This window comes from Flammeovirga aprica JL-4 (assembly GCF_012844305.1).
Taxonomy (GTDB): Bacteria; Bacteroidota; Bacteroidia; order Cytophagales; family Flammeovirgaceae; genus Flammeovirga; species Flammeovirga aprica.
On sequence record NZ_JABANE010000002.1, the window covers coordinates 1 to 23079 of the forward strand.

Consider the following 23079-nt stretch of genomic DNA (forward strand, 5'->3'; position numbering starts at 1 on the left):
TTTACCCTAGTTTTAAAAAGCAATTTACCATCTTAGATAAATACAACACTATAAATCTAAGGTTTTGTCTTGAAACAAAAACGAAGCAAAAAATTCAAGGCTTAGAAGTCAAAAGCTAAATTCCATTCCTTTCGCCTAAATGATTTTAAACTCGCTAAAGCTCAAACAACAAAATCATTTTTAACGGCTCATTCCATGAAATTCTTAACGCTTTTCTCTTCAAGGCCGGAGAAGTAGTAACAAAAAAAGAAAAGCTTAAAATCATCAAAATTGATTCTAAGCTTTTCCAAAAAAAGTTGAATAGAAAATATCTGGATTTATATCACTTTGGTGAATGATACAATTTAATAGCGATGTTGATTTTCTATTTTACATTAATTCCATACTATCATTAATGCTAAAAATCAGATACAGAATGAATAGATGTTGTTTTTGGTTACTTTTCAAAGACAATAACTAAACCTTCAGTGTAGCTGAAACCCCAGCCACCTGTACCAACATTACTTGAGCTTGCAGAAACCAATGGCGTAATGCTTACTAACTTAAAACCTTCAGCAGCATGTGCCTGAATGCATTCGTCTACAGAAGCAGATGTTTCCTCACCGCTTACTTTCACTGAACGCAATCTATCAGAGGTTGTTCTTCTTGACTCTTTTTTTGTTTTTAAATGAACAGTCTTGTACATAATTATAGGTTTATTTATTAATTCGTTCGCACAATAATAACACTTTTTCGTCACTCATTACAGTGGTTGCAAATATGTAATCATTTCCTCCCTCTTTCAATTTAAGTTTTTTCCTCAATTGATCCACAGTTTGAGGGAAATTTCTTACAGTTAAATTTGCTTTCATTCCGGGAAGTAATTTTTGTAAGGCTTTCTTCTGTACTTGAGATTTGGCTTTAATTTCAAATTTACGTCCTGGGAAATCTTCCACTAATTTTTGTGATGTGTAAAGGTGGGAATTCGTCCCCAACTTTTTTAATTCATACTGCTGTGCTATACTCTTAAAACCTCCTCCTTTCATCACTGCAGCATTCGGTTCATATAAAAACTGCTCTAATGCGGTTGCTAGTTCTACTTCCTGATATTCCTCTTCTTCCAGTTGAAATAGGAATTCAGTTTTGGATTGGTTTTTAGGAAAGTCTACACAATGAATCAAAGTATTATCATCATAATTCTTATTTATCAAGAACAGTACCTCCTTGCACTCATTTTCAACTGAAATCACAAAAACATGCGAAACTGCCCCCAATTCTCTCACTCCTTGCTTGATATCGATCATTGGAGACAGTTTCACTAGTATTTTATCTGCTTTTTCAAAAAGCAATTCTTTTAATGCTATAACGTCAGGCTCACAGTCAGAAATACCGACCATTTTATTATTCTGTGCATCTCTTCGAGCGGGGTCAAGGTAAATTGCCGTCAATTTTGAGGCGTGAGTACGCAACCACTCCACACTATCTCCTGCATTCACTTCAATATTATTTTTGTCCAATGCAGTGAAATTGAGCTTCGCAATCTCCGCTAAGTCCTCTTGACGTTCACAGTAATATACTTTTTGAAATACATCCGAAAAAGCCCAGTCATCAATACCCATTCCACCTGTAAGGTCTGCTAAAATTTCACCTTGTAAAATACCGGCTTTAAACTTTGCAGTTTGTTCAGATGAACTTTGCTCTAATGGAATTTTATTGGGGTAGACAATATTTTCATTGGCATACCAAGTCGGCAGCTTTTTCTTTGCTTTTTGTCTTGATGTAATTTGATGCGCTGCAATTTTACCATCTACTCCTTCTAAAGACGCTGCTTTGAAAATCACTTTTGATGGATCTTCATTTTCATGCTCCAGAATAAATTGTTTTGTAGCCTGATTGATCATATATTAGAATATTGTCTCTCCGTATAACTTTGGTGTTGTTGCTCCATTCAAAACTCTCAGCCCATTCATAGCAAGGGCTTTCATCTCATCTTCTCCTGGATAAACATGAACAGAGGCAATATAATCAACTTTATTTTTAATTTTATCAGTCAACCATTTACCGTAGGCCAATCCACCTGTTAATAAAATCCCATCCACTTTATTTTCTAATGGTATTACCATAGAAGCAATTTCTTTTGAGATCTGATAGATCATCGCTTCCATTACTTCTCTTTCTTTGGAAGGTTTTTCGATGGCTAATTCTTCTACCTTTTTAGCATCAATAGTCCCTAAATAGGCAAACATTCCACCTTTACCTACCAGCATTTCCATCATTTGCTGTTGGGTATAAGCACCGCTGAATGCCGCTCTGATAATATCGCCTACAGGCAATGAACCACTTCTTTCAGGTGAGAAAGGACCAGATCCATCCAAAGCCTGATTCACATCGATGACTTGTCCTTTGGCATGTGCTGCTACAGAAATTCCTCCACCAAGGTGAGCAATGATCAGATTAAGATCTTCATAATTTGCTCCTTCTCTTGATGCATGTTCCCTGCCAATTGCCTTTTGGTTTAAAGCATGAAATACAGAAGATTTAGGAAATTTGGGATGCCCAGACATACGTGCTATATCTGATAATTCATCTACTACCACAGGATCTGCAATACATGCTTTTATTTTTAAAGGAGAAGCAATATCAAAGGCAATTTTAGCCGCAAAATTACTTGCATGCTTTTTCGGCGTCTCCTTTAAATCATGCAGCAGATTATCATCCACTAGGTAAACACCGGATGGAATAGGCTTGCTTAAGCCTCCTCTAGCCATAGCGATATCCAAAGATTCTAAAGCAATACCTTCCTCCTTTAAGAAGCCAAGAACTTTTTCTTTGCGGAAATTGAGCTGTGCTTCTTCCTCTTGATAGGCTGATAACTCGTCAGATGAATGTCTTAAAGTTTTCTCAACTATTTCTATGTCCCCTTCAAAAACAGCTACTTTTGTAGATGTAGATCCGGGGTTTATTACTAAGATTCTGTTATTCATAGATTAAAATTCAATTGATGCGGCCGCCAAACGAATACTGTTCAATTTCGTTTCCATTGAATCCGCTCTTGAAGTCAATACGATTGGTGCTTTTGCTCCTAAAATAATGGAAGCCACTTTTGCACTGGCAAAGAACACGAAAGCCTTGTACAATACATTACCTGCTTCAATGTCTGGCACCAATAACAAGTCTGCATCACCTGCCACGGCTCCTTTGATGCCTTTATGCGAAGATGATTCCTGACTAATGGCATTATCAAAAGCCAATGGTCCGTCAATCTCACAGTTTCTGATCTGACCTCTGTTGGCCATGATAGTCAGTAAAGCAGCATCTAATGTAGCTGGCATTTTTTCATTTACCATTTCCACAGCGGCAAGTGCAGCTACTTTCGGTTTTTTGATTCCTATTTTCTGAAGGAAATCAATGGCATTGTTCAAGATCCCGATTTTTGTATCTAGATCAGGCGCAATATTCATGGCCACATCTGTCAATGCCAAAGGTTTGTGATAAGCTGGTAGATCAAATAAAGCAAGGTGAGAAATGACTCTACTTTTCTTTAATCCCCATTCTTTGTTCAATACACCTCTCATCAACTCTGCTGTTGCAAGATGCCCTTTCATTAAGAAATCGGCTTTTCCGTCATGAATCAAAGAAACAGCAATTTTCACCATCTCTTTTACCTCTATAGCATGAAAAACTTGCACTTCGTCTCCGAAGGAAATATCCAGATCCTTACAGACCTTTTTGATATCGTGTTTGTTGCCTACCAATACAGGTTCAATGATATTGGCTTTATAAGCTCTATGTACTGCATCTAGGGCGTTATCATCTGCCGCAGCACACAAAACTAATCTACGTTTGGCCGTTTGAGCATTTAAAATATCAACTAGTTCAGAAATACTCTTAAGCATAATAAATAATGGTTAGTATGTATATATGTATAGTGAATCAAACCTCAAGTCTTAATAATGAGCACTAGGCTAGAAGAGTTACTTTCCTTCTTTCCATGTATTCAGACAGTAGTGAAAAGGGTTTGATAGTATATGGTTCCGTAAATTTACGATTTTTAATGATCTGCCTACAAAGGTATTACTTCTAAAATAGAATATGATTTTTCGAATTCAGAGACCTTCACTTGAACATGCTCTCCTACCTGACAAGGTATTTCTCCTCTGAAACGGGCCGATAATTTCGCTCCTACTTTAGGATATCTCGTTACTCCAGGTCCACATCCGTCTAATGATTTTACAAAAAATATAACGCCTCCTCCTTCAATCATCAACACCTCTCCATAAAAAACACAGGTGCCCGGTGTAACATGCAGGCCGTTGTCGTCTGCCACTACCTGACCATGACTATCTCCTCCTATAATCTGTACTTGCTGTGATTTACATCCAAAAGCAAAGAAGAAGAATACAGTTATTAAAATATAATTCAGTGTTTTCATTTGGTTGAATTTTATGCTGTAAAATAAATCAATTTGTATTGGTAATGTAGATTCCGGAGCGAAGTTAAGCGACTATGTTATAATAACGATAGATTTTACTTTTATTAAGACAAGTACACTGTAAACTAAATTGTCTTCAACTATCTATCGACATTTCTGCAAGCTTTTTATGTTCTACTTCCAAGCTTCCTTCTTCTTCATTTTTCCATTGATGAAAAACGAAGCAAAAAATCTAGGCTTTGAAGTCAAAAGCTAAATTCCATTCCTCTCGCCTAAATGATTTTAAACTCGCTAAAGCTCAAACAAGAAAATCATTTTAAACGGCTCAATACATGAAATTCTTAACGCTTTTCCCTTCAAGGCCGGAAAAGCACTATCAAATTAAAATTGCAGAAAGCCCACTAGCGCGAATGTTAAGCGTAAGCATCATTCGTACTCTGTAGATCATCAAAAATCTCCTGATTTCTAAAACCAAAATATCTGAAAGATTAGGTTACAGTTTACTAAAGTACTTGAAAAAAGAAAGGGGATCAGATTTCTAGAACCTGACCCCCGATCACCACTTACTATCTTTTTATAATTGACTTCCGTATACTCTTGTCTCCATCTGCAAACTGCACTATGTATTGCCCTGCATAGAGATGAGCGATGTTCAATTGAATGTGATTACTATTATATCTTCCTTGGTAGACTTTTCTACCGCTTGTGCTGAATACACTTACTTCAACACCATTCTGCCAATTCTCATCCAAGTCCACTGCAAAGATGCCATTACTTGGATTAGGGTAAACTTTAGCTTCCAATGGAGTGACAAAATTATCCAGTACTGTAGTCGATTCATGTGTATACTCAAATTTTATTTCCTCACTTTCTGAAGTCGACGAGAAAGCCCTGAGATAATAAACGTGAGTTCCTTCAGCAAATGACCTTCTATCTCTGAAAACATTTGTATTTTTTTCAGTTGTACCTAGCAATACTTTTTTATGAGATGAAGAATCATAATAGCAGACATGGAAACCTTCTTCATTTAGAGAATTATCTTTCCATGAAATTCTCAAATAATCATCAAGCATCGTTGCTTCTATTTCCGAAGGTGCTTTTACAATAACACTATCTTCTTCTGATGTATTATCCTCATCATCAGTTGATGGGTCTTCTTCATTATCTTCTTCTTCATCAGTTGATCCTTCATCCTCTGTTGATGGATCTTCTTCTGTATCGTCCTCTTCATCAGTTGATCCTTCATCCTCCGTTGTTGGATCCTCTTCTGTATCGCCCTCTTCATCAGTTGATCCTCCATCCTCTGTTGTTGGATCCTCTTCTGTATCGCCCTCTTCGTCAGTTGATCCTTCGTCCTCTGTTGTTGGATCTTCTTCTGTATCGCCCTCTTCGTCAGTTGATCCTTCGTCCTCTGTTGTTGGATCTTCTTCTGTATCGCCCTCTTCGTCAGTTGATCCTTCGTCCTCTGTTGTTGGATCTTCTTCTGTATCGCCCTCTTCGTCAGTTGTAGGGTCCTCACCTTCCGTTGAAGATTTTGGCATTTCTTTTCCTACATAATTGATTGTCGCATGTGGAGAATATCCCTCTTCATTAAAACCGGCAATACTGTAGATATAATCTTTATACTTATCAAAATCAGTATCTACAACTTGAAATTTATCTGGTGAAAGTGATGCAATCAAACTTGATGTAGTATCATTTTTCAGCTTTCTGTAAACCTCATAGCCTTTCACAACTTCTGATGAATCACTCCATGACAATGAAATTGTATTGTCTAATGAGTCATAAATTAAGTCTAATTGATACGGTTGAGATGGGACTGGGATAACTCTTTCTAAAGTAGTAGCCTGTAGCTCCAAGTTATCACTATACACCTCAAAAATGTAAGACTGTATATAATAAGTATAAGTTGTGTTTTCGGCTAGAAGTGAATCTTTAAACGCTCTTGCATCAGCGTTCACAGAGGCGATCAGTTGCGGTTCTGTATCACTTCCTGATTTTCTAAAGATCTTATAACCGTGCTCATCTGATTTTGTATCATCCCATGTTAGAGATAAGGTATGTTGTGTTGCTGTATCTAAAGCAAAACCGGTTAATCCTACTGGAACTGGAGGTACGGTAGAGATTGACTTACATTCTGAATCGTAATAAAATCCATTTTTCTCTGAAGCTACTTTATAAGTATATTCAGTATTCAGCTGGTACAAAGAATCTGTATAACTTGTAACTGATGAATCCAGAACAGCCAACATCTCAAAATCCATTGTTTTTTCCTGACGGTATACAACATAGTGTTCCTCACGATCCGAAAGATCATTCCATATAATTTGATGTCCTGATTCTACTTTCTCTAAACTCATTATCACAGGTGCATTGATTGGAACTTGAGCGGAAACAGAGGTACTGATTGAACTACCTAAAGAATTATAACTCTTAATTACATATTCATACATTTCCCCTTTCTCCACTTCCAAATCCACAAACGTACTATCATTATATTCTAATGAAGCTGACAATGTGTATTCTTCCTCACCTACTTTTCTTCTCAGCACTTCAAAACCAAGCTCATTTTCAATATTGTCTTTCCATGCTAGAGAAATCGCATTTTCGGAAGCATTGATATTGATTTCTTCCACAGCATCAGGCTTCGAACTATTACTCATGGTGTGGACAAACAGCTGGAATAAACTATTCAATTTCCCTTCTAAAAGACCGTTTATAGCTCTAATTCTAAAGTAATAAGTAAAGCCTTTTGTCAACCCTTCAATCAAGAAAGATTCCTCATCCACATCTGTTACAAAAGAATGCGGGAATGTTTTCCCATAGTCAGTAGAATACTCAATCAAGAAACCTGTTTCCAAAGCAGATGCATCTTCCCAAGTGAATAGTAACGAGGAAGGTGTCACTTCTTCATAAATCACATTTCCAGGAGCTTCCAATCGAGTGAAGATGGACGAAGTAACCGGTGTTGATCGACCACTTCCATTAAATGCAGTAACTCTTATATAATAACTTATAGATCCCAATGTATTATTCGTGAATTCATAGGTAGTTGTATTTCTATCTACCATGGCCAACGGTACAAATCCTTTTTCGGGATTCAATGAATACTCTACATAAAAGCCGTCTTCTGTTTCACTATTATCTTCCCATGAAACCGATAAATACCTGCTTTTATTTTGTAATTCAACTTTTAGGTTTTCAACAGGATTAGGAATATTTTTTAATGTTGCAGAAGCTACGGGCGAATTTTCCGCTACCCCTTCAGCACTAAATGCTTTCACTTTATAATAATAAGTTGCTCCTGAAGGTTTGGCAGATTTATCGATCCAACTGATGTGATTTGAATTCACTTTGGCTACAGATTGATAAGGTCCTTCTATATCTTCTGCTCTTTCTATGATATAACCTGATACATGAGGAATACTTTCCCAGCTAACTTCAATATTTTCATCCGGTAATAATGAAGCATTCAATGCTGTCAATTCTTCAATAGAACTACTACCTGTTGTTGATCCGAACACTTCAAAAGCAAGGTTCGTATCTTCTGCATTAAACTCTGCTGGATCTGTCCAATCTGTATATCCTCTTCCAAATAAATTACCTGGATCTATTAAATAAAACTTTTCTCCTCTTGTCTCTTGCTCACCGGTTCCTTTCCAGAACCAGCTTCCCTCTTTGCTGTAAGACATCACCGCAGCAACCGAGATCCAATATTTACCTGGAGTCAACTCTAATGGTGTGGCTAAGACATGTGTCAATATTCCCTCATCATAATCAGAAACATCAACTACTCCAGAACTGTAAACGATATTTTCAGAAGGTTGTCCATTTTCATCTTCATATATAAAAACTTCCATCTTCGGTACTACCTGACCTGTAGATCTTCCGTAAGCGTTTATTTTTGAGACTACCCAATTCTTTCCTTCAGGAACAGTGATATCATCTGCCAGATAAACGGCTTTATTGAAATCTGTAAAAAACTGTGATCTGTAAATTTCTCCAGTTTGATTGACCTGACTGTGAAGTGCCGGAACTACATTCTCTACTTTCGCTTTGAACTGAATCTTAGAAGAAAGTGTATTATCATATGCAAACAGCGTAATTGCCGAAGTTCCTGTTGCTGTATTTGTAGCAATGTAAAGTGTGTCATTAGAGATAGAAGTCTTGATCACACTAGAGTCTGAAGTAATCACTTCAAATACCAAATCGTTTTGATTCTGAGATTCGAAAACATCATGTAAATCAATTGCTTCCACAACCTCTCCTAAAGAATAAGTACGCTCATCAATATTCATTTTTACTAAAGGTGGTGTAGACTGCACTCCAAAGTAAGCCGAGAAAATACCATTTGAATGAGTCGCCACTACCACCAAACCATCTTCTCTTGTTTTGATCATCGTCACCACACCATCTCCAATTTCTTTCTCCCCCTGCTGCATCCATTCCGTATTTTCGGAGATGCTTGAAAGCGGTGAATAATAAAGACCTACACTTGTACCTACAAAAAGTCCTTCTTCACCATCTTTCGGCTGATGGAACTCTGCCCAGCGTACCGATGGACCTGCTCCTGATCCGTCTTCATTTTCTTCAAGATTGCCAGAAACATGTGTCCAAGTCACACCACCATCTTTCGTTTGGTAAATACTTTTTGTTTGATAGTTGGAATAAACCACCACTATGTGATCCGCATTTTTAGGATTCACAGCCACACATGATACAAAAGCACTCGGCAAACCTTTTCCTGATGAAATATGATCTACTGAAGAAGATTTAGATCTTGCATTATTGATTCTATATATATTACCGTTTCCTGTTCCAACGACTACAATGTTTTGAGGATTTTTTGAAGCTGCTACTGCTGTAATTGTTCCTGAAGTTGAGACATTATCATAAAGTGCCCAACCTGTTGTCGTTCCATTAAAAGTATAACCTGAATTGATACTTGAGAGCGATAAATTATACCACAATTTATTTTTCGCAGGATAATACATCACATTGGCATCATTAGGATCTAGAATATAAGGATGCACAAACAACTGACCTGATGCATTTCTCGGCTGAATACCATCATAATCAACAGGCTTTGTAGGATCATCTCCTTTAAACCTTAAAATCTTACCATATTGTGTACTGGTATATCTGATATGCTCTCCTGGCACAATTGCCACATAACAGCCATCACCACCTGCAAACTCTTCTATCCAATCAGCATCCGTTGCTGAAGCATTCGTATACCATTTTCCATTATCTTGAAAGCCTGCCATTATTCTTGCATCCCCTTCAGTGTCTTCATCAATGGCAATCGCATACGCTTGAGTAGTATAATAGCCGTTATTCAAAAATTGCCAATTGACAACATCAGCCATAATATTTTTAGATTTTGAAACTCCTCCATCATGACTTGTAATCACTATATCTGAATTAGACGGAAGGAAAACCATTGCATGATTATCAGGGTGATGATTGGCGTATTGACTCACGTTATTCACTGGGGCATATCCACCAATCCACGTTGTATTTGCTGTACTAGCAAAACCATCTGTAGATCTGTAAAGGTTTGTACTGCCAATGAAAACCACATTTTCGTCATTGGGTTTTACTTCAATATACTGGTTGTAACTTCCTTGAGAAAGGTTGCCAACATATCCACCATAAGCCGGCAGGTTTGCCGTACGGTCCAGCCAAGTATCGTTGCTCACTGAATATTTAAACAGCATATGACTGTTGGTACCTTTCCCCGGCGTATGTGCAAAAAAGTAAACCACATCAGGGTTAGAAGGCGAGGCCGATAAAACCGTTCTGTTCAATCCAATAGCCGCTACCTGTGAAGGTGTGATATCCGTCCAGTTTTCACCATCGTCAGATATGAAATAACCATGATTTGAAAGCGTAGCAAATAATTTACCTGTAGTATTTTTTTCAATTTCTGTATAAATAGACGATGTGTTTTCAATCACCTTATTCCATGTCATCCCTCCATCTAAAGACCTTGAAATTCCGCCTTGATGTGCTACATAAATCCCTCCATCATCACTAATAACGATGCTAGATGTATATTGGAAATCACCACCTGAAATTGTGGGATCAAAAGTAGTTCCTGACAAAGCGGTCCATGAAACTCCTCCATCTGTCGACTTGTAAATACCATTACCTCTGTAAACGGCTCCTCCACCTGAAGCTGAGTTACCATAAACCTCTCCAGAACCATAATACCATACATTTGAAAAATGAGGTCTTGGATCTTGTGCAATACATGTAATGCTCTGACGGTCCGTCGGATCTGTTACTTTAGTCCAGCTATCACCTCCGTCAATTGACCTCCATAAACCACCAGCCACACCGCCTGCTAGAATAATATTTTCATTGGTTTTGTCTATGGCTAAAGCTCTTGTTCTACCACCTACGTTGAAAGGGCCTCGTTTCAGCCATTTAGGAGCAGGTGTATTGGAAGAAAATAAACTGGCGCGTTTGGCACTTTGGAAATGAATGTTTTGAATGAAAGCTTTTTCCTGATCGAAAATATTAGCTGGAATTTCGTGGGTAATTGGATCCTCCAGCATCAGATGTTCAAACTGCTGACGGGCAACAGGATCATCTTTCAATCTTTTAAACTTATGATAAACGGGTTTTTCTCCTGTAATATTAGAGAGGCTATCCTGTCCGTAAGCTGTGCTGCTCAAAAACAAGAGTGTAGCAATGAGGGTAAGCATTTTCTGGCTGAAAAATGCAATAACAGTAAGTGGTTTCATGAGTGATAATAAGGTATTGTATTAGGTAGCACCACTCTTAATAAAATTAGGTCTAAAGAGTGATTTAATAAATAGTACACAAAGCAGAAGCGTTACAGAATTAGCATTTACATCTGCACGGGTACATAGAAATAGATATTATTGAATTAGAAATAGGTTTAACGGGTAAATAATCATTTTTCTCATTAAATTAGGTTTAATTTAAATTAGTAAATATGTGTCTTAAAAGGTAGCCTGTTAACAATATTACTTCGTAAAACAACATAAAGACTTTATTTCTCCTAACATTGACCAATTGCTAGATCCTAATTTTAATTTTGAGCTTTTACCACAACCCCTTTTTCTAAGGCTAATGGAGGCTTCAGCTCCTTATCACCTCTTCCATTTTCTGACTGCTATTGCTTTCATGAAAGTTTATTTGATTGCCATCACTATCAACTTCTAAAAGAATGGGAAGCAGGCTGGAAACAACAATTGCAGTAACTATTTCTTGAGAGGAATCTTTATAAGCAGTACTAATTTTCAAATCGTTATCATACGCTTTTGTCAGCGTAGTAATCTGACCGACTAAAGATGAATAAGTATTTTTAATAAATTGAATAACTTTAATTTCTCCAACAAAGGCATTGGTAATAATAAAGGGCGATAAAATGAGTTTTTTGTTTTTCATGATTGAGAGCGTTAAATGTTTTTTAAGCAGTTGTACAATTAAAATCGGAAGTTTTGGATTTTCTTTTTTAGCCTACTCTTCGTTAGAATATCATCACGTAGCTTCAGCTATGCTCTTCTATTCTGCCTTGATTAGACTAAAAAATAATAATCCAACTTATACCCATTTTAAATGTGCAACTGCTTGATACTGTAAATTTCATGAAAAGCCACTCTGAATCAGACAGAAGATTACCAACCTTCTGATTTTAGGTAAATTACCTAAGGCAGTATATTCTAAATAATGAACTAGAAAAGAGAACTTAAAGTAGTGCTAGTTAAGTTACAAGCTATTCAGTAACTCTTAATAAGTAGCCTATTCATTTGTGTATGAAAAACACTCAACGGGGCTTATTTATGTTAAGAAAATCAAAACATTGATAATCAAACACCTTTAAACTTAAAAAATACTTAAAACAAAAAACCTAGTGATAAATATTCTTTTTTTTAGGAAAATAAATCAGTAAACCATATGTTTGTGCTTAATAGAGCTGGAAATGTTACTATAGTTTATTCATTTTTTGTGTGATATTTTTTTATTGAAATCACCCGTTAGTTTATTATGAAATTAAATTTTAAGACTACCATCATAATAATTAACACTATTGCCCTGGGTATTTTTTTGAGTAAGTCAAACAAGTTCTTATCGTCTATGACAGACACAGGAAAAGATAGTGTTATCATTCATGCACCAAAAGAATGTTATCTTCCTATTGATGACACTCCGAAAATTGGTTCTGACTCAGCACAAGTAAAAATTACGCTGTTCGTTGACTACGAATGTCCTTACTGTTCCAATCTGATTCACGACGTCTATAATGATTTGTCCAAAACCTATATCAAGACGGGCAAAGTGCAGTTAATTTTTAGAGATTACCCGTTATCCTTTCATGAAAACGCTTTCAAATTATCCTTGTATGCACACTCTGCTTACAAAAAAGGTGAATTTGAGCTTTTCAACAAGGCGGTATGGGAGCTTAAAATGGGTGATTTTGAAGATTTAAAACAATGGAACGATAAGAATTTATCTGTAGATGAACTGAAGCAATTTTCTGATTTAATCCATGAAAATAAAAAGCTTGGGCGCGCTGCGGGTATTACAGGCACTCCTTCTATCGTTATTAACAATCTTCTTTTTGAAAAAGAAAACACTAAGGAAAAACTATTTGAAAGCATTGACAATGCTCTCTCAAATAATTATTCAATACAATCTAAACATAATTTATGTAATGAAAGCATTTAGATCTGGTAACCTAATCAATGGACTGCTTATTATAGCCTCTTCCCTATTTATTTACTCTTGCTCTTTATTGGAAGAAGAAGACAGTGGGCCTTCTATGGTTTTTGACCTTTGCACTGAAATCGACATTAACAGAACAACAAATACGGGAACAGTAGATGCTGTTTGTATGAGTCGCAACTCGGATGATACTCCTGGGCGCTGGTGTGCTTCCAAAGATTTCAAAGGCAGTTACTCAAACAATGACCGATGCCAAGAAGACAGAGAGTATTTTATTGACTATGTAATTAAAAATGGTGGTGATGCACCTTCATCTCTTCCAAACGGACCTGATGTTGGTAATGATTCCGGTTCTGATGGTGGAAGTGGCAGTACTTACGACTGGTCGTATACTTGTAGTCATGGAGGTGGCGGTACCGTACCTATCACTGACAATAAATGCCAAGATAAACAAAAGGCATTTGCACAAGCATATGGTTGTAATGACTACTCTAAATTCTCAAAAGTGTGTAGAGAGTTTTATGGTTGTATAGGTGCAGATACTTCTGGATGTCCTTAATATAAGTACTAAGACAAAAGAGGTCTTTTTCTGATGAAGAATTAAGAATGTAGAAAAAGTGGTTTTTGTTGTGGTTCAGTGGACATTGGTTCATATTCATTTTTGGTTGAATGTCCATGTAGGGATGTTGCATTGCAACGTCCACCGAACCACCGTAAAAACCACTTTACAAAACACAACACAAACCATCACATTCTTCATTCTACATCCTTAATTCTTCATTCAAAAAAAATCCCTGAAAAGACACATACTCTCTTCAGGGATTTTCTATTTCTAAACAAATCGAATGACTTGCTCTTTTCTTATTTTCCTAAAAGTTCTTCCAGCTTTTTCTCTAATGCATCACCTCTAAGATTTTTGGCGATGATCTTACCTTCTTGATCTAAAAGTAAAGTAAATGGAATACCTTCAACACCGTATTGTTTTGCCACTTCACCGTCAGCATCCAATACTTGCGTCCATGAGATATGATCTTGTGCAATAGCTCCTTTCCAAGCTTCAGCGTCTCTGTCAATTGACACGCCATATACTTCAAATCCTTTGTCTTTGTATTTAGTATATGCTTTTAAAACATTTGGATTTTCCATACGGCAAGGTCTGCACCATGACGCCCAGAAATCGATCATTACATACTTTCCTCTGAAAGATTCTAATGCGATGGTTTCTCCTTGAGGACTTGGCAAAGTGATAGGCATTGCTTCCGCACCTACCATTGTAGATTTTAAAGCATTATAGCTTTTTGCAACTTCCATTACCAAGCTATCCTGAGGGAAATTCGTTTCCAATTTCTGGATTGTCTCAGAGATCACATCAAAACTTCCTTCTTTATCTTGAATAAAGTTTAAAGCTACCAAAGTAACATAAGCTCCATCCAATTTTTTAAGCATCGCTTTTACTGCTCCTTTTTGCTCGTCTTGAAGTTTTTTGAATTTCTCTAAAACGGCCGCCTGATTTTCAGAAGTAGCATATTCTTGTTGCAGTTCATTTCCTTTTTCAGTGAATGAATCATACATGTCCTTCAACTCATTCAGCTGATCGTTTTCCTTAGAACCCGTCACTTTAAAGAATTCTCCGTTGTTTTCAACTTTCAAATCCTTCGTTTCAAGTACTAACAATTCTTCTGCTTGATTACCTATATTTAATGTATATAACCCAATTTTAGGAACAGTATATTCTAAAGTAAAAGCACCTTTTGCATTTGTTGTTGCCTCGGCCACATTTTTCTTACCCCCTACACCTTGTATAGTGTAAAGTATAATTTGCGTGCCTTCTTTTTGACCATCAAGAGTACCAGATATTTTTACTTTTGCAGGATATGTCCCGTTATTTTCAGTGGATCCACCGCAGCTTACTACAATAAAAGCAAGTAGTAGGAAAAAAATGTTGTGTAATGTTTTCACAATTATACGTTTACTTATTGCTAAGTACTAGGACAGAAGAAACAGGGGAATTTTAGGTTAATATTTTTTATTCTAATCGAGGAAGATTTGCAGAGCATAGCCTTAGTTACGCGATAAAAATCTAACAAAGAGTAGGATAAAAAAGATAAGATAAAACATCCATTTACTTTTGTTCTGGTACCTTTATTCTTAATACTGTAACAATAATGTATTATTTCCTCCTAAAACCATAACAAAAGACTTAAAAAGATTTAAAAATCATTCTTTTTGCCTTTTAGGACATTACTTTCTTCCAAACAGACCTGAAAACAATGGATGTGGACTAGAGTTCTTCTATGATAAAGTCCTTCGACATCTCAACCACTACGCTATCATCAGGGAAATTATCCTGCACTTTCTCCGTAGCTTCAGATAGCATTTGTGAGGTGTTAGCGAAGACCTCTGGGTTGGCTTTTGCCCTATCCAAAATCCACATTGTACAATAACTGCCATCCATATCTTCTAATAAAGACGGTAAAGCCAAAGCAAAAACAAACAGGTTATTTTCATTTTCCACTTTTTTGATCTCCTGCCCTTCCAATGCTTTTTTCTCACGCGTTCCTTTTAAATTACACAAATCAAATATGATTCTCGATCTGTTCATAAGTTCATTTTCTTCAGAACCCGACACGATTAAAAATTGGAAATCCTTGTCTTTTCCAAAGCCTTCCACAATAAGATCTTTGTCTTCAAGAACAATATCAAAAGGTCTGCTGTCTCCAATAGTTAAAGAATAAATACCGATTTTAGGCACGGCATATTGAAGATCAAAAAATCCATTTGCATCTACTACGGTTTCGGCAACTTGCTGTCCTCCAAAATAATCAGTGAGTGTTACTTTTGTGCCCTCGGTGATGTCTTGCGTTGTGCCGGAGATAGATACGTTGGCAGGATAGTTACTGCAACTTGTGGCAAAAAGAGTAAATAGGAGGATCGAAAGTTTGATAATAGTTTTCATCATTTAGTTTACTTTTAAAAGGCTTCTAATAACCAAGGTGAGGATTTTCTATAAAAACTCAAACTAGTTCAAGTTTTAAGCTGAAAGCGTCAAAGTCAGTAGACTCTTAGTACACTGTAAACGAAGTTATTGTCAACTTTCAATCAATTTTTCTGCAAGCTTTTTATGTTCTACTTCCAAAGCAACCTTCTTCTTCATTTTTGTCTTAAAACAAAAACGAAGCAAAAAAGTCAAGGCTTTGAAGTCAAAAGCTAAATTCCATTTCTCTCGCCTAAATAATTTTAAACTCGCTGTGGTCAAACAGCAAAATCATTTTTAACGGCTCAATACATGAAATTCTTAACGCTTTTCCCTTCAAGGCCAAGGGAGCACTAACAAACTAAAAATGGTAGAAACCCCTCTGGCGCGAATGTTAAGCATAAGCGTCATTCGTGTCCTACAGATCATCAGAAATCTCCTGATTTCTAATTGCGATAATTTAGTTTACAATGTACTTAGTACTGTATAGTTTAAGTTAGTTTAGTACTAAGTAGAAATTCAAAATTAACTATGATTTACTTTTGACTTTGTACTTATGGTTTTTAGAATGCCATTAATTATTTATTAAAAAAAAGCACCTTGTTTTATAGATCAACAAGGTGCTTTCTATACTGCAATATACGCAGTTATTTATTTTTCTAATGCTTCTCTGAGCAATTGATTTGTCTTTTGAGGATCTGCCTTACCTTTGGCCATTTTCATTACTTCACCCATGAAAAGACCTAAAAGGTTTTTCTTTCCTTTCTTGTAAGCCTTTGCTTTATCTGGGAATTTAGCGATCGCTTGCTCCACTAATGGCAACAAGAAGTCATCACCACTGTCTTGAATCAAGTCTAACTCTTTGGCTACTTCTTCCGGATTGCTTCCTTCACGTTCAGCTACTGCTTTCAGTAATTGCTGAGTAGCGGCTGCATGACTGACTTTTTTATCATCTACCAAACCAATAATTTCAGCTACTTGAGCCGGTTGAACTGAAAGGTCAGCATAAGAAGTACCGCTTTCGTTGACCATTGATTTCAATGGACCGTTCATCCAGTTTGCAGCTGATTTGAAGTTCTTTGTAGCACCGCATAAAGCTTCAAAATAAGCGGCTGTTTCTCTTGTTTCCGTCAACTGATAAGCATCTGCTTCTGAAAGCTTGAATTCTGAGATAAATTTCTCTACCAACTCATACGGCAAGCTTGGCATCTCTTGCTTGATTTTCTCTACCCACTCAGGTTTTACAATCATAGGAGGTAAATCAGGACAAGGGAAATATCTATAGTCATTTAATGTTTCTTTGGTTCTCATCCCGTAGGTTTTTCCCGTTTCAACATTAAACGTTCTTGTTTCAGAAATGATCTCCTCTCCTTTCTCAATCATGACAATCTGACGTTGCATTTCATAGTCGATGGCTCTTTGGATATTACGCATAGAGTTCATGTTCTTGATCTCACATTTCTGCCCTAGCTTCGTATCGCCTTTCAAACGAACAGAAACGTTGGCATCACAACGTAATGAACCTTCTTCCATATTACCGTCAGATACTTCTAAGTAACGGACAATTTTACGGATTTCTCCTACAAATGCCGCCGCTGTAGCAGAATCATGAATACAAGGTTCTGTCACGATCTCCATCAATGGCACTCCTGCTCTGTTCAAGTCCACCAAAGTATCTGGAGAACCTTCTAAGTGTGTTGACTTACCTGCATCTTCTTCCATGTGAATACGGTTCAGAATCACCGTACTTTTTTCACCTGCTTTAGTGACTACATCCACGTGTCCACCGATACAGATAGGTGTTTTATCTTGAGTTGTTTGATATCCTTTTGGTAAATCCGGATAGAAATAATTTTTTCTATCGAAGAATTGATATTCTGAAATTTTACAATGACAAGCCAATCCCATTTTAATAGAATACTCTACTACAGATTTATTCACTTTGGGTAATGTACCAGGCAAAGCGAGTGTGATTGCACTGACATTAACATTAGGATCCTGACCGTAGGTCGTAGGGTCTGAAGCAAAAATTTTACTTTTAGTCTGTAATTGTGAATGAACTTCCAATCCTACTACAAGTTCATATTTATCAAAAATTGCCTTATCCATATGCTATGTGTTTATTTCAAAGCGTTGGTAGTCAGTGTAGAGCAGTTTTTAAAAAAGTAAAAGGGAAAATACACCTTGTTCATCTGCTGTTTAGTTCCTACACTTTCAATTGTGCTTGATTGTTACTTTTAAAATTTCACAAACAAAAAAGTCATTCTTTTAAGAAAAAATGACTTTTAAGCTATTTCATTACAATATTAATAAAATAAAGGGAATTACACTACTATTTTTAGTGTTTACGTTGACTTGCCTTGAATAGAATTTCTTTTTCTTCCTGCGTCAAGCCTTCATACCCTCTTTCTGATATCTTGTCAAGAATCTCATCCACACTATCTTGCGAAGGTTGCTTACTTGTAGATGAGGCTGTTGTCTTGCTTGTTGATTTCTTTTTTGAACGGTGTACCACCTTCAACTTTCGATCTGATTTCGTAAAGTTGGCGAAGAAGTTTGTGATCGCATATAATGGTTTTCCTAAGTCTGTTCCTCTTTTCAATAAAGAAACATAAGTGAAGCCCATCAAAGCACCACCTAAGTGAGCAATTTCACCTCCTGCATTACTTCCTGCCGATTGAATCAATGAAAGGAAAATATAAACCGCGGCCAAGTATTTGATTTTTACAGGCCCAACAAACAATAAGTTAATTCTATAATCTGGAGCTATTGTCGCAGCTCCCACTACAATAGCATATACACAGGCAGACGCACCAATCAAGCCGCTTACCATGCCCATTTGAGCATTGTAGTAAGGCACTACATTATACATTAATAAGTAAGCTAAACCACCTGCTACACCTCCAAGGAAATACAATGCAACTAGTTTCTTATCTCCTAAAAACTCAGTGAATATGATTCCAAACCAATACATGATCAGCATATTGAAAAGAATATGGAAGAAATCACTCATGCTGTGCATAAAGAAGTAGGAAATCAGCGTCCATGGTTTCACTACTGCATCATATATATATGGGGGTAAGGCTACGTTGCTAAAGATGTATTGATCATAGATACCTTGCAAACCTGATAGTTTGAAAACGAGCATCAAAAGGCTCATACAAACGTAAACGACAACATTAACAATAATCAGTCGAAGTAGCCCACTTCCAGGTTTGTTCCATGTATACTTTAAATCGGAGATAAAGCCATTCATAAGAAGTAAAATAAAGGTTTAATGGGTGATAATTTAAGGAACCTCCTTTCATCACAAAGGTTTAAGTATTAGGTATTTTAATTTACGGAAAATCCCTAACTTTTAAAAATGTTCTTAATTATTCATCCCTTTTTACATTTTTATATTAGATAGATGAAGTCCTCGTTTAGAAGGCAAATTGTTTGAGTTAAGAGTTAAGAATTAAGAGTTAAGGTGGTTCGTATGATGGTTCTTGATAATGTTGTAATAAATCGTCCCTACAGACGTCATTTTACAGACCACAATCAGATCCATTCATTCTTAATTCTTCATTCTTAACTCTTAACTCTTAACTCTTAACTCAAACTACTGATAGCTCTGATACCTCCATCTTTTCATCAAAATGTAAGCGAACAAAGCTCCTCCTAAGTGGGCCAAGTGTGCTACATTATCTGCTGGATTTTGAGCAATCAATTCATACGTTTCATATAAGATATAAGCACCTACCAAGTATTTCGCTCTGATTGGAATAGGTGGGAATAAAAGCATCAATTTTAAATTAGGGAACAGATAGGCGAAAGTGAATAGAATACCGAAAATAGCACCTGAAGCACCCATCATTGGCATGTTAAGTTTTATATCGTGCAGGTTTTTCACCAAAATAGCTCCTATCTCTTTGTAATTAGCATTATCGGGAGAAGAGAAAAATATATTCTCTGCAAAATCATACAATGTCACCTTATCTTGAGTTGGAAAATATTGTTGGAAGTCATTAGCTAGATAACCAAGACTCATATTTTCATAATTAGGGAAGTTGGTGATGAAATTAAAGAAATTCTGAGGGGTTTGATTCATCATATATTCAGCACCTAAAACCTCTATATTATACACTTCATAGAATTCTACTGCCCCAAATAAAATACCTCCAAAAATTCCCGTCAAGAAATAGAGCGTCAAGAATCGTTTTGAACCTAATACGTTCTCTAACATTGGCCCGAAAATAAATAGGGCGAACATATTGGAAAATAAATGACGGAAACCACTATGCACAAACATGTAAGTGATCGGCTGGAATATCTGAAACTTCTCAGACCAAGGGTGATGGTAGGCTAAAGAATCCGAAATAAATGCATCGATATACGCTGGCGATAAACCGGGCAATATGCTGCCGAGGTACGGCAAAGCAAAGATCACCAAATTCATGATCAGCAGTATTTTAACATAAGGTGTTAAGTTCTGTCCCATATTTATAATTTAGTCTTTAACCTCAAGATATATGTAACTAGACAAAGTGAAACTGATATTTCGCACACCATAGTTAAAACTATGGGTAGGTGATAGTCCAACCTCATCAAGACTGAAGTCTTGAAGATTGGTAACGTAAGCAACACTTTAGTGTTGATGGAGTCAATATCACTTGCCCATGACTTCAGTCGTGGTGCACGCTATTTTATCCCATTTCTTCTGAACTAGTACTTAAGTACTGTGACAAAAGTAAAGGTACATTTTATCTTATCTTTTTTATCCTACTCTTCGTTAGATTTTTATCGCGTAACTAAGGCTATGCTCTGCAAATCTGCCTTGATTAGAATAAAAAATATTAAACTAAAATCATCCCTTTTCTTCTGTCACAGTACTTACTATTCTGAAGGCTTAATTTCTTTAATGTTGAGCTGAAGATTTTTATTTCCCCTGAACTCGTTAATTTCCAATCTAAAAAGAACATCCACTTTACCGCCAACACACGCTTCCATTTTTTCTGCCTGACTAAAAGCGATGGCATCAAACTTTTGTTCTCCTTCCCCTTGACTTATTTTCATCTTGAGGTGCTTGTCTTTCAATACTCTTGGAGTACCGTCTACAATTACACTCTTCGCTTGAAAAACAGGTGGGGGATTATCATGTCCAAACGGCCTCATTTTCTCAATAATACCTGCGGTAGTAAGATCCAGATCGGATAGATTTACATTTAAATCTACTTTTACCTCCGATACAAATTCCTTTCCATTCGTCAGTTTGTCCACTTCTGCCACAAATTTTTGCTTAAAAGCTGACAGATTTTCCTCCTTTAATGACACACCTGCCGCTGAAGTATGACCGCCGAACTTTGTCAGCAAATCCTGACAGCTGGTCAAAACAGTATGAATATCAAAATCACCTATTCCTCTTGCCGAACCTGTCACTTCATCTCTTGAAAGCGTCAGTGCCACCGTTGGTTTACCATATTTTTCAGCACATCTTGAAGCTACAATACCCAAAACGCCTTTGTGCCAATTTTCACTATATAAAACTAAAGCACTCTTATTTTGTTCTGTTTCGGCCATCTCCATCGCTTCCTTGGTATTCTGAGTGTCATATTTTTTTCTCAGATCATTGATGCGACCTAGTTCCTTGGCTTGTTCAAGGGCTTCTTTGGGATCTTTGGATGATAGAACTTCCGCCGATATTTGTGCATGTGCTATTCTTCCCGCTGAATTAATCAATGGCCCGAAATTATATCCTAAATCCTGTAGTTTTAAGTCTGCCGGCGTAAGGTTTAATACGGTAAACAAGGCTTTCAATCCTTCTTTTTCAGTATTTTTGAGATACTTTAAACCTTCATTACATAATACCCTGTTTTCGTCCAGCATTGGCACCACATCACAAGAAGTTCCAAGTACCACCAAATCCAGATGTTGCCATAAAGGCGTGGGGTCAATACCATGTTTCTGACAAAAGCCCTGCAATAGTTTAAATCCAACTCCACATCCTGAAAGCCCTTTGAACGGATAGTTACAATCGCTTCTTTGGGGGTTCAAAACGGCAGTTGCCTCCGGTAATTCTTCTCCTACTTGATGATGGTCACAAACGATAAAATCTATATTTCTATGGATGGACTCTGCTATTTCATCGTGATTCAAACTCCCACAGTCCAACGAGATAATCAATTGACAATTGGTAGCAGCTGCATATTCTACTCCTCTTAATGAAACACCATATCCTTCAGTGTATTTATCAGGAACATAGAAATCTATATTAGGATAAAAATCCTGAAAGAAATGCATAAATAAAGCTACAGCACTTGTGCCGTCTACATCATAATCTCCATAAAAAAGAATACGTTCTCCCTTCTCAATGGCCAATGTAAGACGGGCTACAGCCACATCCATATCTTTCATTAAAAATGGATCGTGCAGTTTTTCTAATGTAGGACGGAAATAGTCGCGTGCACTATAAATAGTATGCACTCCTCTTTGTGCCAGCAAACTTGCTATCACTTTGGGCACATTGGGTTGCTTTAATAAAGCTTTGACGTATTCTTCTTTAGGTTCAGGGATTAATGTCCACTGTTTATTCATGTTCTGTTATTTTGTGGGTAGACAAATAGATCAACCCCAACGACGCGTACGTTATTTTTTTATGCCAAAGGCCAATGCCACCCAAGCAGCAATAAAACCTACACCACCAATAGGAGTAATCGCTCCTAACCATGTGATTCCGGTTACTGACAATATATATAAACTTCCAGAGAAAATAAGGATACCCAATACCATAAATACGGCAGACCATTTCAACCAGCTTCCTTCTATCTTATTGGCTAATGCTCCTAAAAGCAACAAGCCTAATCCATGATAAAAATGATATTTCACCGCTGTTTCAAAGGTTTCTGTCCTTCCAAACTGTTCTAATGTGGGTTTCAATCCATGTGCACCAAAGGCACCAATCGCAACGGCCAAAGCACAAATTATGGCTCCTGTTTGAATGATTTTTTTCTCCATT

General features: G+C 36.8%; 16 protein-coding genes. 2 read left to right on the forward strand and 14 right to left on the reverse strand.

Going from position 1 to position 23079, the window contains the following annotated elements; translation table 11 throughout:
* Window positions 1–436: 436 nt before the first annotated feature.
* From HHU12_RS00740 to HHU12_RS00770, 7 genes are all read right to left on the reverse strand, one after another.
* The gene (locus HHU12_RS00740) at window positions 437–685 is read right to left on the reverse strand and encodes a DUF4177 domain-containing protein (RefSeq protein ID WP_062615579.1); all 249 of its coding nucleotides are present in this window, start codon (window positions 683–685) and stop codon (window positions 437–439) included.
* Between the two features lie 10 nt (window positions 686–695).
* Window positions 696–1880: a THUMP-like domain-containing protein gene (locus HHU12_RS00745; RefSeq protein ID WP_169654230.1), complete on the reverse strand. Its 1185-nt coding sequence runs from the start codon at window positions 1878–1880 to the stop codon at window positions 696–698.
* 3 nt (window positions 1881–1883) lie between these two features.
* Complete coding sequence (buk, locus tag HHU12_RS00750; RefSeq protein WP_169654231.1) at window positions 1884–2963, reverse strand: butyrate kinase; 1080 nt, start codon at window positions 2961–2963, stop codon at window positions 1884–1886.
* 3 nt (window positions 2964–2966) lie between these two features.
* Window positions 2967–3875, reverse strand: a complete 909-nt coding sequence (locus HHU12_RS00755; RefSeq protein ID WP_169654232.1) for a bifunctional enoyl-CoA hydratase/phosphate acetyltransferase — start codon at window positions 3873–3875, stop codon at window positions 2967–2969.
* Between the two features lie 167 nt (window positions 3876–4042).
* Window positions 4043–4411: a hypothetical protein gene (locus HHU12_RS00760; protein WP_169654233.1), complete on the reverse strand. Its 369-nt coding sequence runs from the start codon at window positions 4409–4411 to the stop codon at window positions 4043–4045.
* 566 nt (window positions 4412–4977) lie between these two features.
* Window positions 4978–11163: a fibronectin type III domain-containing protein gene (locus HHU12_RS00765; protein WP_169654234.1), complete on the reverse strand. Its 6186-nt coding sequence runs from the start codon at window positions 11161–11163 to the stop codon at window positions 4978–4980.
* A 361-nt stretch (window positions 11164–11524) separates the two neighbouring features.
* Window positions 11525–11833, reverse strand: a complete 309-nt coding sequence (locus HHU12_RS00770; RefSeq protein WP_169654235.1) for a hypothetical protein — start codon at window positions 11831–11833, stop codon at window positions 11525–11527.
* A 690-nt stretch (window positions 11834–12523) separates the two neighbouring features.
* Here HHU12_RS00770 and HHU12_RS00775 point away from each other — a divergent pair.
* Together HHU12_RS00775 and HHU12_RS00780 are read left to right on the forward strand one after the other, a co-directional pair.
* Entirely contained in the window at window positions 12524–13114 is a 591-nt protein-coding gene (locus tag HHU12_RS00775; protein ID WP_169654236.1) for a DsbA family protein, read from the forward strand.
* Window positions 13101–13670: a hypothetical protein gene (locus HHU12_RS00780; protein WP_169654237.1), complete on the forward strand. Its 570-nt coding sequence runs from the start codon at window positions 13101–13103 to the stop codon at window positions 13668–13670. The genes HHU12_RS00775 and HHU12_RS00780 overlap by 14 nt, the downstream gene beginning before the upstream one ends.
* Before the next feature lie 302 nt (window positions 13671–13972).
* Here HHU12_RS00780 and HHU12_RS35775 read toward each other — a convergent pair whose 3' ends face one another.
* The 7 genes from HHU12_RS35775 to HHU12_RS00815 form a co-directional block, all read right to left on the reverse strand.
* On the reverse strand, window positions 13973–15070 hold the full coding sequence (locus tag HHU12_RS35775; RefSeq protein ID WP_169654238.1) for a redoxin domain-containing protein: 1098 nt from the start codon (window positions 15068–15070) through the stop codon (window positions 13973–13975).
* A gap of 322 nt (window positions 15071–15392) precedes the next feature.
* The gene (locus tag HHU12_RS00790; protein ID WP_169654239.1) at window positions 15393–16070 is read right to left on the reverse strand and encodes a DUF4369 domain-containing protein; all 678 of its coding nucleotides are present in this window, start codon (window positions 16068–16070) and stop codon (window positions 15393–15395) included.
* A 666-nt stretch (window positions 16071–16736) separates the two neighbouring features.
* Window positions 16737–18194 carry an Asp-tRNA(Asn)/Glu-tRNA(Gln) amidotransferase subunit GatB gene (gatB, locus tag HHU12_RS00795; RefSeq protein WP_169654240.1) on the reverse strand — a complete coding sequence of 486 codons (1458 nt, stop codon included), beginning with the start codon at window positions 18192–18194 and terminating at the stop codon, window positions 16737–16739.
* 229 nt (window positions 18195–18423) lie between these two features.
* Window positions 18424–19341 carry a rhomboid family intramembrane serine protease gene (locus tag HHU12_RS00800; protein WP_169654241.1) on the reverse strand — a complete coding sequence of 306 codons (918 nt, stop codon included), beginning with the start codon at window positions 19339–19341 and terminating at the stop codon, window positions 18424–18426.
* Between the two features lie 345 nt (window positions 19342–19686).
* On the reverse strand, window positions 19687–20565 hold the full coding sequence (locus tag HHU12_RS00805; protein ID WP_169654242.1) for a rhomboid family intramembrane serine protease: 879 nt from the start codon (window positions 20563–20565) through the stop codon (window positions 19687–19689).
* A gap of 395 nt (window positions 20566–20960) precedes the next feature.
* Window positions 20961–22658: a single-stranded-DNA-specific exonuclease RecJ gene (gene recJ / locus HHU12_RS00810; RefSeq protein ID WP_169654243.1), complete on the reverse strand. Its 1698-nt coding sequence runs from the start codon at window positions 22656–22658 to the stop codon at window positions 20961–20963.
* A gap of 51 nt (window positions 22659–22709) precedes the next feature.
* Entirely contained in the window at window positions 22710–23078 is a 369-nt protein-coding gene (locus HHU12_RS00815; RefSeq protein ID WP_062615592.1) for a DUF423 domain-containing protein, read from the reverse strand.
* Window position 23079 lies beyond the last annotated feature (1 nt).